Below are 13,827 nucleotides of genomic sequence, written 5' to 3' on the forward strand. Positions count from 1 at the left end.
TTCATTTTTAGGGTTTAATATTTTATGTTATTTTTACGATATAAAAAATCAAAACCATGCAAAGTCCGTCTTTTTCTATTTATGATGCTTCTGCAGGATCAGGAAAGACGTATACATTGGTAAAAGAATATTTGAAAATTATTCTTTCTTCTCCAAAAAATGATGCATACCGAAATATTTTAGCGATAACTTTTACCAACAAAGCGGTTCATGAAATGAAAAGCCGTATTGTTGGAAATTTGTCTGAATTTGCTAAAGACGAACCCTCTTCAAAAGCATATGATTTAATGGAAGATATTTCTCGTGATACGGGACTTTCGGTCATTAAAATCAAAACAAAATCGCAACAGATTATAAAGCACTTAATTCATAATTATGCTGCTTTTGATATTTCTACTATTGATAAATTTACCCATAAAGTTATTCGTGCATTTGCACATGACTTGAATCTTCCGATGACTTTTGAGGTTACTTTAGATACCGAAAATTTATTAGTCGAAGCCGTCGATGCCATAATTGCGCAAGCGGGAGAAGATGAAACATTGACTAAACTGCTCATCGATTTTACAATGGAAAAAACCGATGACGATAAAAGCTGGGATGTTTCAAGAGAAATTTTGGATACTGGAAGATTGATTTTGAATGAAAATAATCGAAATGAAATTCTTCATTTTCAAGATAAAACAATCGGAGAATTTGTTGAGATTAAGGCGAAAATGCAAGCGCTTTGTAAAGAATTAGAAAAGACAAATGAAGAACTTGCCGTTAAAGCAATTGAATTAATTGATAAAAACGGAATTGATTCTAAATCATTTTCTAGAGGAACTTTTCCGAATCATTTAGAAAGTATTCGTGGCGGAAAATTCAATCCAAAAAATAAAACTTTCCATGAGTTCGATGATATTGCGATTAACAAAACGGCAAAAGACCGCGCTTTAATTGAAAATATTATTCCAGAATTACTTCAAATCTTAAAAGAGGTTTATCAGAATTTTGAAAAAAGAGATTTTTATAAAGCCTTTCTGAAAAACATAACGCCGCTTTCTTTGTTGAATACGGTAAGCAATGAATTGGCTAAAATTCAATCTGAACAGAATGTATTGTCAATTTCAGAATTTAATGCCATAATTCATCGCGAAATTCAGAATCAGCCGGCGCCATTCATTTATGAGCGTTTGGGAGAGCGTTATCGTAATTTTTTTATAGACGAATTTCAGGATACTTCAGAAATGCAATGGCAGAATTTGATTCCGCTAATCGACAATTCGCTTTCTGGTTTAGATGATTTTGGAAATAAAGGAACTTTGATGATTGTTGGCGATCCAAAACAATCTATTTATCGCTGGCGCGGAGGAAAAGCAGAGCAATTTATCGAATTAAGTAAAGATGTAAATCCATTTAATAATCCAGATAAACAGCTTAAACATCTAAATACCAATTACCGAAGTTATAGTGGAGTTATTGAATTTAATAACGCTTTCTTTAAGCTTATTTCGGCAGAATTTTCAAATGAAGATTATAAAGATTTGTATGAAAATCATAGTTTTCAAAATACCAATTCAAAAAAAGGCGGTTATGTAAATATTTCTTTTCTTCCTGTGGTCGATAAAAATGAATTTGGAGATGAAGATGAAGTTGTTGAGAAATCTGATTTATATGTTTTGGCAACTTTGAATACAATTCTTGAGGTTGTAAAACAAGGTTTCGAATATAAAGACATTGTAATTCTAACGCGAAAAAGAGATCAGGGAATTGCGATTGCTAATTATTTGACAGAACAAGGAATTCCGCTTTTATCGTCAGAAACCTTAATGATTCAAAATGCGGCAGAAGTCCGTTTTATTGTTCATCTACTTCGTTATTTAAATAATAGTGCCAATTTAGAATCGAAAGCTAATTTTTTGCATTATTTGGCTTCAAATAAAGATTTGTCAATGCCGGTTCATGATTTTATAGCTTTAGGGATGAGTTATAAATTGGAAAAAGAATTTGAAAATTGGCTTTTAACTTTTGATGTTGCTTTTTCGTTTGAAGATGTTCGTAAAAAATCACTTTACGAAGCTGTTGAAATTATTATTTCTAAATTTATTCTTCCTTCTGAGGGAAATGCCTATGTGCAATTCTTTTTGGATATAGTTTTAGAAAGAGATATTCGGAATCAGGCAGGAGTTTCAGATTTCTTGTCTTTTTGGGATAAAAACGCAGAAAAATTTAGTATTCCGTCTCCCGAAGGAAATAATGCTGTTCGAATTATGACCATTCATAAATCAAAAGGATTAGAATTTCCTGTTGTAATTATGCCTTTTGCAGATGAAGATTATAATAGAAAACCAAAAGATAAGCTATGGCTCGATACAGAAGAAATTGATTTAGGGGTTCCGAAAGCATTGGTTGATAATAGTAGTGCGGTTGAGAGTTTTGGAGAAAGTGCATCGGCTGTTTTCAATTTGAAAAAACAAGAAGAGCTTTTAGATAATATTAATGTTTTGTATGTGGCGTTAACCCGTGCGGAAGAACAATTATATGTTATTTCTCAGTCTTTAAAAGCAAAAAATGACGGAGAATATCCAAATAATATGGCTTCTTTTTTTATTAAATTTTTAATTAATGAAGGAGTTTATGATGAAGAAAAATTGAATTATGAATTTGGAAGTAAAACAAGGCTTTCTAAAGCTTCAAAGACTGTTGATCTTGTAAAATCAATTCCTGTTGTAAGGGAAGTTTTGAATCCTAAAAATATAAAAATAGCGCAGCGAGAGGCCTTAATGTGGGGAACGCATCAGCAAGAAGCGATTTCTTACGGAAATATTGTTCACGAGATTTTGGCTTTTGTAAAAGATAAATCAGATATTGATTTGGCGGTTACAAAGTCGCTAGAAAATGGTTTGATAACTTATGATCAAATTGATCAAGTATCGCAGACTTTAAGAGAAATTGTAAATCATCCAGAGCTGGCAATTTGTTTTAATGGAGATGATACTGTTTTGAATGAGCAGACAATTGTTCAAAAAGAAGGAAGAATTTTAAAGCCAGATCGAGTTGTTTTCTTGGAAAATAAGGAAGCTTTTTTGCTGGATTATAAAACGGGAGCTGTAAATGCTAAATATCAGCAGCAAATTCAAGCATATCAAGATGCAATTGAAGATTTAGGGTACAAAGTGTTAAAAAAGGCTTTGGTGTATATAGGAGCGGAAATTGAAGTAGTAAATTTGTGAAAAAATTAATCAGATGTTAAAGAAATAACGAAGCTTAAGTATTGTTAACTTGTTAATTTTTAATGTTTTAAATAAATAAAAAATGTACGGTAAAATAAAAGAACATCTGCAAAGTGAGCTGCAGACAATCGAAGAAAATGGAATTTTTAAAAAGGAGAGAATTATTACTTCTCCTCAAGGAGCAGAAATCACTATTTCGACTGGAGAAAAGGTTTTAAATTTTTGTGCTAATAATTATTTAGGGCTTTCTTCTCATCCAGAAGTGGTTCAAGCGGCTAAAGATGCATTAGATACACATGGTTTTGGAATGTCGTCGGTGCGTTTTATTTGCGGAACTCAAGATATTCATAAAACTTTAGAAAAAAAGATTGCTGATTTTTATGGTACAGAAGATACTATATTGTACGCGGCAGCCTTTGATGCAAACGGAGGAGTATTTGAGCCTTTGTTAGGTGAAAATGATGCTATTATTTCAGACAGTTTAAACCACGCTTCTATTATTGATGGAGTTCGTCTTTGTAAGGCAGCAAGATATCGTTATGAAAATAATAATATGGAAGATTTGGAACAGCAATTAATTAAGGCAAATGAGTCTGGTGCTCGTTTTAAATTGATTGTTACAGACGGTGTTTTTTCTATGGATGGTCTTGTGGCGCCACTAGATAAAATCTGTGATCTAGCTGATAAATACGACGCACTTGTTATGGTTGATGAATGCCATGCAGCAGGTTTTATTGGTGCGACAGGAAAAGGTACTCTTGAGGCAAAAGGAGTAATGGGAAGAGTTGATATTATTACAGGAACTCTTGGTAAAGCTTTAGGTGGAGCTATGGGTGGATATACAACTGCAAAAAAAGAAATAATAGAATTATTACGTCAAAGATCGAGACCTTATTTGTTTTCGAATTCTTTAGCGCCTGCTATTGTGGGTGCATCAATAAAAGTGTTTGAATTGCTTGAAAAAGATACAGCGCTTCGTGATAAATTGGAATGGAATACCAATTATTTTAAAGAAGGTATGAAAAAAGCAGGATTTGATATTATTGATGGAGATTCTGCAATCGTTCCTGTTATGTTATATGATGCAAAATTGTCACAAACTATGGCAAATGAATTGTTAAAACAAGGAATTTATGTTATTGGGTTTTTCTTTCCAGTAGTGCCAAAAGATAAGGCCAGAATACGTGTACAGCTATCTGCAGCGCATGAAAAAGAACATTTAGACAAAGCGATAAATGCTTTCACAGTTGTCGGTAAAATGTTAAAAGTTATATAATTACCACTTTGGTCAAATTTTTGTAGGTTTTTTTTAACATTTCATTTTGTATTTAAAAAATTTGGTGTTACTTTTGCTTGTAATTAACTAAATTGTAATTAAAAAAATTAAGTATGAAACATCTTAACAAACTTTTAGTTGCTGTATTGATGGCGATGGGTTTAAATGCTCACGCGCAAGATAGTAACAATCCATGGGCGATCTCTTTCGGGGTTAATGCTGTGGATACTAGAACAAGTTCTGGAGCGGGTAGTGGATTTTTTGATCAGCACTTCTCTCAGCCATTCGCAGTAAAAGACAACTGGAATATTCTTCCTTCTCTATCTTACATTGGTGTAAATAGATATGTAGGTAGCGGTTTCTCTGTTGGTTTACAAGGATCTGTAAACAAAATAGATAAATTCGTTTCTTTTTCTCCAACAGCTCCAGGGCACGATTCAAGAGGTAATGTTGTAACAAATCCTGGAGACTTAATGTACTATGGGATTGATGCTACTATCAAATACAGCTTCCAAGAATTAATCAAATCTAAAGTGATTGATCCTTCGTTATCTGTTGGTGGAGGTTACACTTTCTTTGGAGATAGCAGCTACGGAACTGTTAACCCAGGTGCTGGTTTAACTTTCTGGTTTACTGATGCTATTGGTCTTGAGTTAGCTACAAGATACAAATGGGCTGTTAGCGGAGATAGAGTTGATGCTTCTGGAACTCCAGATGCTCCATCTCACTTCCAACACACTGCAGGTTTAGTTTTCAAATTCGGAGGTAAAGATACTGACGGAGACGGAATCTATGACAAAGACGATGCTTGTCCAGATGTTGCTGGTTTAAAACAATTCAACGGATGTCCTGATACTGACGGTGACGGAATCGTTGACGCTTCTGACGCTTGTCCAGATGTATTTGGTTTAGCTGCATTAAACGGATGTCCTGATACTGACGGAGACGGAATTGCTGATAAAGATGATGCTTGTCCAGATGTTGCTGGTTTAGCTGCTTTAAAAGGTTGTCCTGATACTGACGGTGACGGAATCGCTGATAAAGATGACAAATGTCCTACAGTTGCTGGTCCTAAAGAAAACGGTGGTTGCCCATTCTTAGACGCTGATAAAGACGGTGTTGCTGATAAAGATGATGACTGTCCTACAGTTCCAGGTCCTGCAAGCAACAGAGGATGTCCAGAAGTTACTTCTGCTGCATTAGAAGATCTTAAAGTTCAAGCTAGAGCAATCTACTTCAACTCAGGAAAAGCTACTTTCAAAACTGGTGACAAAGAAACTCCAGCTAGATTAGATGCTATTAAAGAAATCCTTAAAAACTATCCAAACGCGAAATTCTCTATCGAAGGACACACAGATAGTACAGGTTCTGCTAAAATCAACCAAAAACTTTCTGAAGATAGAGCGAAAGCTGTATTAGATGCTTTAGTTCAAAGAGGTGTTAACCCAGAGAACTTAGAAGCTAAAGGATTTGGAGCTAGCCAACCAGTTGCAAGTAACAAAACTGCTGCAGGTAAAGCACAAAACAGAAGAACTGAAATTAGACACATTGGTTCTAAATACCAAGGAAAACTATAATTTAGTTTCTAAATAAATATGAAAAGCCATTCTTAATTGAATGGCTTTTTTTATTTTTATACTATGATAAATGATTCTTTTCTTCAAAAACTAGCTGGTGTTGTAATTCAGGATTATGCAGATAAGCTTTCTGAAATAACCATAATTCTTCCGAATAAAAGAGCGAAAGTTTTTTTGATTGAAGCGCTTAAAAAAGAGATTAATAAAACTATTATTGCTCCAGAAATTACAAGTATTGAAGATTTCGTACAAGATGTTGCGTCAATTCGATCTATTGATTCGATTGAATTGCTGTTTGAATTTTATGAAGTTTATTTATCAATTACAGAAAAAAAGAATCAGCAATCTTTTGAGTTATTTGCAAATTGGGCAAAAACACTTTTGCAGGATTTTAACGAAATTGATCGCTATCTTTTAGATCCTTCTCACGTATTGTCTTATCTTAAAGATATTGAGGATATAAAAAAATGGGGCTTAGAAGTAGATCAGAAAACCAAACTTCTAGAAAATTATATTGATTTTTGGAAATTACTTCCTCTTTATTACGATTCGTTTTACAATCATTTATTGTTTAAATCGATAGGTTACCAAGGATTAATTTACAGAGAAGCGGTTAATAATTTAAATCATTTTTCGAATACAATTGGTAATCGAATTTTTGTTTTTGCAGGATTTAATGCCTTAAATGCCGCAGAGGAAAAAATAGTGCAGCATTTATTGGCTTTAGATCAAGCAAAAATTTATTGGGATGCAGATCGCGCATTTTTAAACGATCCTTATCATGATGCAGGACTTTTTTTAAGACGTTTTAAGGAAAGTTGGAAATACTATAAAACAAATGTTTTTGATTGGATTGTAGATGATTTTTCGCAGTCAAAAAACATTCAGATTATCGGAACTCCAAAAACAATCGGACAGGCAAAACTGGCGGGAAGTATTATTGAAAATTTAATTGATCAAAACCCCAATGCATCTTTAGATAAAGTCGCGGTTGTGCTTGGTGAAGAGAATTTATTGGTTCCGGTTTTATATTCATTACCTTCTTCTGTTGGAGCTTTAAATATTACAATGGGATATTCAGGAAAGAATAATCCATCGCAGATTTTTGTTGCTAAATTGTTTAAAATGCATACTAATGCGCTTTCGCGAAAGGGTACGAATTATGTTTTTTATTACAAAGATGTGCTTGATATTTTAACGCATCCATTGGTTGAGCCGTATGCTCATGCTGAAAAATTAGTGAAAATTATTAAAGAGAATAATTACACTTTTATTACTCACCAGAAAATTCTAGAACTTCATCCGGATTATTCTTCATTTTTTAATTTATTGTTTGAAAAATGGGAGAGTGGCTCTGTTGCTGTTTTGAAGAATATTTCTTCTCTATTAATTCTGATTAAGCAACATTTCAATAATGATAACGAAGAAGAAAAAATAGCAAAAGCATTTGTTTATGGCGTTTTTAAAGTGATTAATAAGCTTATAAATTATTATTCGAAACATAATCATATTGATAATATTGATACGCTTCATGCTATTTACAAGCAGATTATTGATTTGGCGGAAGTTTCTTTCGAAGGAGAGCCATTGCGAGGTTTGCAGATTATGGGAGTTTTAGAAAGTCGAGTTCTTGATTTTGAAACGGTTATTATAACTTCTATGAATGAAGGTAAGTTTCCTGCTGGTAAATCGCAAAATTCTTTTATTCCGTATGATGTGAAGAAAGAATTAGGGCTTCCGACTTTTAAAGAAAAAGATGCAATTTATACCTATCATTTTTATCATTTACTGCAAAGGGCAAAAAATATTTATTTGATTTATAACACAGAAAATGATGGATTAGATGCTGGTGAGAGGAGCCGTTTTGTAACACAATTGGAAGTAGAGAAAAAATCGAATCATAATATTAGTTTTGATATTTACAATCCAATGCTGCCAAATACAGCTAATGAACCTATTTCTGTAGAGAAATCTGAAGCGGTAATGGAACGTTTAAAGGAAATTGCCGAAGTTGGTTTTTCTCCTTCTGCTTTGACTTCTTACATTAGAAATCCGATTGAGTTTTATTTTCAAAAAATATTAAGAATTCGCGAAGTTGAGGAAGTGGAAGAAAATATCGCTTTAAATACTTTAGGAACTATTATTCATGAAACTTTAAAGGCTTTGTACGAACCGTTCATCGGTAAATTTATTTCCGAAAATGATATTCTGAATTGTTTTAAACTCTTAGATGATGAAGTGTTGAAGCAATTTAAATTGGTTTACAAAGAAGGTGAAATCAAGAAAGGAAGAAATCTTTTGGCTTTTGAAGTTGCAAAACGGAATATCTCGAATTTTTTAAGAATGGAGCTCGAGTCGATAAAAAATGATGAAGCGATTAAAATTATTGCTTTAGAGCAAACGTTTCAGAGAGAATTTGTTCATCCTAAATTGCCTTTTCCAATTTTAATTAAAGGAAATGTCGACCGTATAGAGCAGCGCGACGGTAAAATAAGAATTATCGATTATAAGACAGGAAAAGTGGAGAAATCGAATGTTGTATTGAAAACATGGAATGGTTTGACACAAGAGCTTAAAAATGATAAAATTATTCAGGTTTTAGCGTATGCTTTTATGTTTGAAAAAGAAGCTGGCAATTATCCGATCGAAGTTGGAATTATTTCTTTTAAAAATTTAAAATCAGGTTTTTTACCTTTTGGTTTTAAGCCAGAAAAAGATTTAGATAGTATTGTAACATCAGAAATATTGGCTTCTTATTTGGAGGAAATTGCTAATTTGTTAAGCGAAATCTTTGATGTTAATATGCCTTTTGAGGAAAAAATGTAAAAGACCTATTAGAAAACTTTTAAACATATTTGAATTTTATAAAACAACTCTGCTTGTAAATTTTCCTATTTCTACAATTGCATTTTTTTTTGCAGGAATAGGTCACTTTTTATTTACGATGGCTACAATTGGTTTCATGGCTAGTATTTTATTTAAAGAAATGTACCGTAAAAATGAATATTTGTTTTATAATAACAACGGAATTTCAAAAAGAAGACTTTTGTTTTGGAGTTTTTTGATGAACTCTATTTTGGTGCTTTTTCTAATGTTTATATTCTTTTTGACACGAAAATATTTTGAATAAACATATTTTAGAAATAGGTGGTATTCAGAAAAGCTTCAGTAATAAATTGTTGCTTTCAGATATTTATCTGAAAATTCAAACTGGGGAAATAATTGGTTTGCTTGGACGAAATGGTTCTGGGAAATCTACATTGCTGAAAATTATCTTTGGAATTATTCCCGCTTCAGGTAAAAGTATTTTTATTGATAGAATTTCGAAGAATAATTCATCTGTATTAAATCAAATTAGTTATCTGTGTCAAAATCAATTTATTCCAAATCATTTTTCGATTTTTAAAACAATATCATTATCAATCGATAAACAAAATGTGGCTCTTTTTTGTGAAGATGATTTTTTGAAACCGCTTTTAAATCAAAAAATTAGAGACTTATCTTTTGGAGAATTACGTTATTTGGAGGTCAAATTAATACTCTTTAGTAATTCAAAATTTGCGCTTCTCGATGAACCTTTTAGTGGTTTATCTCCAAAAATGATAGAAATAGTGGTTGAATTAATTAAAGAAAATGCACTACAGAAAGGAATTTTTATTACCGATCATAACTATAGAAATGTAATGGATATTGCAACAGATTTGTTATTGTTAAAAGATGGAAAGTTGCATAAAATCAATGAAAAAGCCGAACTTTTTCAAAAAGAATATTTGATAAGTCCGGCAATTTTTTGAGTGCTTTTAGCTAAATATTTTTTTGAAGAAACCTTTTTTAGAACTTCCTTCAGAACTCGTATTGTTTATTGGGCCGTTTTCAATACGAAATCTTCTAAACTTCAGCAGTTTTACATTTAAGTCAAAGCGTAATTCGTCAACAGTTTTCATTTGTACAATTTTTTGCAAAGCTATATAAAAACTTTATGTAAATGCAACATTCTGTAAATGTTAATTTTAGAAATGAACTTTATGAAAAGAAAAGTTATGTTTTTAATATAATATGTTTTTTATGTTAATTTTTATTGCAGAATTTTTGCAAAAAAATAGGTTTAATTGTGTGATAAATAAAAGTGACACAGGAGGTTATATCTGTTATTTTTTTAACAAGTGTTTAGCTTATAAATCTTGAGATTAAAAATATCTTTGGCGCTTCCAAAAACATGACAAAATAATAGAATATGATTGATTTACAAACACTAGTAGAAGAAACTGGGGCAGAATCTGGCTTGAGTTTTAATATTGATGGAATCTTAAATGAGTCTGTTAATTTAGAATACGACGGAAATGTTGCAGCAATGATCGGAATGATCTTGAAAATGTGCTTAGAAATGTCTGAAGACGTAAACAATGGCGATCTTAAACAAGTTATGATTAAGAATAACGACGGGATTGTGGTAGCAACAAAAAATCAAGATGATAACTGCATTGCGCTGCTTTCTAAAGATCTAAGTAAAATGGGACTATTACTTCGTAGAATGGATTCTGTTTTCAATAATTAAATTTAACCAATATTAAAATACACATGTCAGACTTTTTACAAAATTTTCAAAACGATTTAAGAGATAATGTAAACGGATTTATTGCTGTTTCGGTAACTGAAGTTGAAACAGGAATGTCTTATTGCTCCTTAACTGTTAAACCTGATTTTGATCCAGAATTGGCTTCGGCTTACAATTTAGAAGTTGTAAAAGCTAAATTGAACGCGATTAGAGCTTTGGGATTAGATCAAAAAATTAATGATATCTTGATCACATTAACAGATCAGATTCATATTATTGATTTATCTGAAGATGGAAGATATTTTATTTATTTAGCTGTAGATTCTACAAAAGCAAATCTTGGTTTAACAAGAGCGACTTTGTCTAAATACAAAAAAGATATTACATCTAAATTATAATAACATTTGCCCCCAAAAATGAGAAAAAGGCTATTTCAACCTAGGTTAGAAATGGCCTTTTTTGATTTTATAAATCATTTATTCGAAGAAATCCAGTAAAATGTTTTTCAGTTCTTCTTTATTTTCGATGTGGCTCATGTGTCCATCTTCAAACGAAACAAGTTCGGCAGTTGTGTCTTCAATTTGTGCAAGACTTTCTTCATAATTTAAAACAGGATCTTTTTTGCCTAAAATCAATAAGACCGGAAATCTGTTTTCTTGCAAAAGCCATTCTCTGTCTTTTCGTATTTTCATTCCTTCCAAAGAAGCTACAATTCCTTGTAACGGTGTTTTTAAGGCTTCTGTTTTTACCTTTTCAATTTCTTCTGCTAATCTAGTTCTGTTATTTTCGCTAAATAAATTTGCAATGGCTAAACTCACAAAACTGATATAATTTTGTTTTACGGCTTTAATGGCGCGTGTTCTGTTTGTCTTTTTTTCCTCGCTGTCTTCTTTAGAAGTTGAATTCTGTAAAACTAATTTTTCGATTTTTTTTGGATATAATTCGGCGAAAGCCAAACCGACATAACCGCCCATTGAATGTCCTAAAATTATTGCTTTTTCGATTTTTAGAAATTCCAAAACTTCATTAACGGCATTGGCATTTTCTTCCATTTCATGAACGTAACCTAAAGAATCGGATTCGCCATGACCTAATAAATCAATGGTAATAACGCGATATTTTTTCGAAAAAAGTTCTACATACTCCGTCCACATTTTTTTGTTTTCTAAAAAGCCGTGAAGTAAAACTATCGTATTTCCTTTTCCGTTATCAGAATAGGATATTTTTGTGTTTTTGTATAATATTTGACTCAAAATGGAAATTTTAAATAGCAAAAATACGCTATTTTATTAGCCATATGAAATACAGAATGAATTTTAACTGAGAGATATTTTGGGATTCTCTTAAAGAGGCATAAGCTCTTTTCATTTGTGTTTTTACAGTATTTATTGAGATATTATTGTCTTCTGCAATTTCTTGATAACTGAGACCTTCAACAACATGAAGCATGAAAATTTCTCTTCTAGCTTGAGGAATTTTTTCTATTAAGGTTTGAATTTTCGGTTTCTTATTTTCTTCTGTACCCTCAAAAGTAATTTGTTCTTCTGATTTAGGAACCGCTATTTTGTTATGCTGCAGGCTTATTGTTTTGTTTTTTTCTAAATATTGCAGACTTAAGTTTTTTATTGCTTTTGTGCCATAAGCTTTAAATGTGCTGGTTACGTTTAAGGCTTCCTCTTTTTCCCATAAATAAGTAAAAAAATCTTGCACAATGTCTTTTGCTACATCTTTGTCTTTAACGATATTAAAAGACACTAGAGAGAAAAAGACAAAATGCTCTTTGTATAAAGCTTCAAATATTTTAAAATCTTTATGATTTAACATTTAAAATAGCATTTATTGTTTTGTAATGGATTACACAGTGCCAAATGTAAAATAAAAAGTTAGTTTTTTTTCACTATGTGTAAAAAAAATCAAAATTTTTTGATTTGTTGTCACCCTAAAAAACTTTTTTTCTAACATATAGAAAACCACTATATAAAAAACAATGACTCCAAATTTTAAATTGATTAACGTTCTGAGGAAAATAACCTCTGATGGACACTTAGATGCTTCGAAAATGGCATCGCTTTCTCCTGAAGAGAAGGAATTAATAGAAAACCTTCAAAGTAATGGTATGCTAGAAGAAGCATTATTGTATGCAGAATCTATAGATGTAGATGAAAGCTGGGAGGAATTAAAAGAAGAATTAAATATTAACAAAAAGACAGTTGTCATTAATTGGAAAAAAATGCTTCAATATGCGGCAATCGTCGTTTGTTTGTTGGGCTTGGTTTATGTTTTTCAATATAAGAATGTAAAACAAGATAAAACTGAAATTCCATCAGATGCAATTCAGTTGGTTTTAGAAAATGGAGATATTCAGGTTTTAAATCCAAATGGAGAACAGCAGATTATCAAAAAAAATGGAGAAGTGGTTGCTTCTCAAAAAGAGAATGAAATTAATTATCGTTCGGTGAATTCCGCGAATAAATTGGTTTATAATGAAATTCAAATTCCTTACGGTAAAACTTTTAAAGTGATGTTGTCTGATGGTACTTCAGTAAATCTAAATGCGGGTTCATCTTTAAAATATCCGGTTCAATTTATTAAAGGACATAATAGAGAAGTTGTTTTAGAAGGAGAGGCTTTTTTTGATGTGGCAAAAGACAAAATACATCCTTTTATTGTAAAAACCAGAGGTGTCAATGTTCAAGTTTTAGGAACCAAATTTAATGTTAGTTCTTATAAAGAAGATTTAGATATCAATACGGTTTTGGTTGAAGGTTCGGTTAGTTTGTCTGGTCTTGAAAATGCCGATAAAAAAGCAATGCTGACTCCAGGCGAAAAAGGATCTTGGAATAGTAAAAATACTGAAATAAAGATTGATAAAGTTGATACTCGTTTTTACACAGAATGGATTAACGGAGAAATTGTTTTTAGAAAAACAGCTTTTAGAGATATCATAATAAAACTGGAACGTACTTACGATGTCACTATAGAAAATAACAGAACCGACATTTTAGATAAAAAATTTAATGCCAGTTTCAACAAGAATATCGAAAGTATAGAAAAGGTATTAGAAACAATGAGTAAAATTCAAAGCTTTACTTATACAAAACAAGGAAAGCTTATAAAAATAAACTAACTATTTATTAACCAAACCAACAAAACCAAATTTATGAAGTGAGAGTCTTATTTTTTTGAAAAACACAAGAAGAAAAA

At 31.6% G+C, this 13,827-nt stretch carries 11 protein-coding genes; 8 read left to right on the top strand and 3 right to left on the bottom strand.

The features are described 5' to 3' along the window. Positions 1–56 precede the first annotated feature (56 nt). From P0R33_RS14170 to P0R33_RS14190, 5 genes are all read left to right on the top strand, one after another. Positions 57–3,215 carry a UvrD-helicase domain-containing protein gene (locus tag P0R33_RS14170; RefSeq protein WP_276171832.1) on the top strand — a complete coding sequence of 1,053 codons (3,159 nt, stop codon included), beginning with the start codon at positions 57–59 and terminating at the stop codon, positions 3,213–3,215. An 82-nt stretch (positions 3,216–3,297) separates the two neighbouring features. Continuing rightward, positions 3,298–4,491 (top strand): glycine C-acetyltransferase, encoded by a 1,194-nt coding sequence (gene kbl, locus P0R33_RS14175; protein ID WP_276171833.1) that lies wholly within the window; start codon positions 3,298–3,300, stop codon positions 4,489–4,491. A gap of 113 nt (positions 4,492–4,604) precedes the next feature. Continuing rightward, positions 4,605–6,068, top strand: a complete 1,464-nt coding sequence (locus P0R33_RS14180) for an OmpA family protein (protein ID WP_276171834.1) — start codon at positions 4,605–4,607, stop codon at positions 6,066–6,068. A gap of 63 nt (positions 6,069–6,131) precedes the next feature. Then, positions 6,132–8,894 carry a PD-(D/E)XK nuclease family protein gene (locus P0R33_RS14185; protein WP_276171835.1) on the top strand — a complete coding sequence of 921 codons (2,763 nt, stop codon included), beginning with the start codon at positions 6,132–6,134 and terminating at the stop codon, positions 8,892–8,894. Positions 8,895–9,190: 296 nt separating this feature from the next. Next, entirely contained in the window at positions 9,191–9,862 is a 672-nt protein-coding gene (locus P0R33_RS14190) for an ATP-binding cassette domain-containing protein (RefSeq protein WP_276171836.1), read from the top strand. 6 nt (positions 9,863–9,868) lie between these two features. Here the strand turns inward: P0R33_RS14190 and P0R33_RS14195 are convergent, their stop codons facing one another. Next, positions 9,869–10,012: a hypothetical protein gene (locus P0R33_RS14195; protein WP_276171837.1), complete on the bottom strand. Its 144-nt coding sequence runs from the start codon at positions 10,010–10,012 to the stop codon at positions 9,869–9,871. Between the two features lie 290 nt (positions 10,013–10,302). Here P0R33_RS14195 and P0R33_RS14200 point away from each other — a divergent pair, with 290 nt between their 5' ends. Together P0R33_RS14200 and P0R33_RS14205 are read left to right on the top strand one after the other, a co-directional pair. Then, positions 10,303–10,623, top strand: coding sequence for a hypothetical protein (locus tag P0R33_RS14200; RefSeq protein WP_229354062.1), 321 nt, complete (start codon positions 10,303–10,305; stop codon positions 10,621–10,623). Between the two features lie 23 nt (positions 10,624–10,646). Further along, positions 10,647–11,021, top strand: coding sequence for a hypothetical protein (locus P0R33_RS14205; RefSeq protein ID WP_276171838.1), 375 nt, complete (start codon positions 10,647–10,649; stop codon positions 11,019–11,021). A 78-nt stretch (positions 11,022–11,099) separates the two neighbouring features. Here the strand turns inward: P0R33_RS14205 and P0R33_RS14210 are convergent, their stop codons facing one another. Beyond that, on the bottom strand, positions 11,100–11,876 hold the full coding sequence (locus tag P0R33_RS14210) for an alpha/beta hydrolase (RefSeq protein ID WP_276171839.1): 777 nt from the start codon (positions 11,874–11,876) through the stop codon (positions 11,100–11,102). A gap of 28 nt (positions 11,877–11,904) precedes the next feature. Continuing rightward, on the bottom strand, positions 11,905–12,447 hold the full coding sequence (locus P0R33_RS14215; RefSeq protein ID WP_276171840.1) for a sigma-70 family RNA polymerase sigma factor: 543 nt from the start codon (positions 12,445–12,447) through the stop codon (positions 11,905–11,907). A gap of 163 nt (positions 12,448–12,610) precedes the next feature. Between P0R33_RS14215 and P0R33_RS14220 the strand changes: the two genes are divergently transcribed. Continuing rightward, positions 12,611–13,750, top strand: a complete 1,140-nt coding sequence (locus P0R33_RS14220) for a FecR family protein (protein ID WP_276171841.1) — start codon at positions 12,611–12,613, stop codon at positions 13,748–13,750. Positions 13,751–13,827 lie beyond the last annotated feature (77 nt).

Origin of the sequence: Flavobacterium sp. YJ01 (assembly GCF_029320955.1) — a bacterium.
Classification (GTDB): domain Bacteria; phylum Bacteroidota; class Bacteroidia; order Flavobacteriales; family Flavobacteriaceae; genus Flavobacterium.

Bases quoted from the DNA above. Each gene is read 5' to 3' on its own strand.
- P0R33_RS14185 (WP_276171835.1), top strand. From the start codon at position 6,132: ATGATAAATGATTCTTTTCTTCAAAAACTAGCTGGTGTTGTAATTCAG.
- P0R33_RS14180 (WP_276171834.1), top strand. From the start codon at position 4,605: ATGAAACATCTTAACAAACTTTTAGTTGCTGTATTGATGGCGATGGGT.
- P0R33_RS14205 (WP_276171838.1), top strand. From the start codon at position 10,647: ATGTCAGACTTTTTACAAAATTTTCAAAACGATTTAAGAGATAATGTA.
- P0R33_RS14195 (WP_276171837.1), bottom strand. From the start codon at position 10,012: ATGAAAACTGTTGACGAATTACGCTTTGACTTAAATGTAAAACTGCTG.
- P0R33_RS14215 (WP_276171840.1), bottom strand. From the start codon at position 12,447: ATGTTAAATCATAAAGATTTTAAAATATTTGAAGCTTTATACAAAGAG.
- kbl (WP_276171833.1), top strand. From the start codon at position 3,298: ATGTACGGTAAAATAAAAGAACATCTGCAAAGTGAGCTGCAGACAATC.
- P0R33_RS14220 (WP_276171841.1), top strand. From the start codon at position 12,611: ATGACTCCAAATTTTAAATTGATTAACGTTCTGAGGAAAATAACCTCT.
- P0R33_RS14170 (WP_276171832.1), top strand. From the start codon at position 57: ATGCAAAGTCCGTCTTTTTCTATTTATGATGCTTCTGCAGGATCAGGA.
- P0R33_RS14200 (WP_229354062.1), top strand. From the start codon at position 10,303: ATGATTGATTTACAAACACTAGTAGAAGAAACTGGGGCAGAATCTGGC.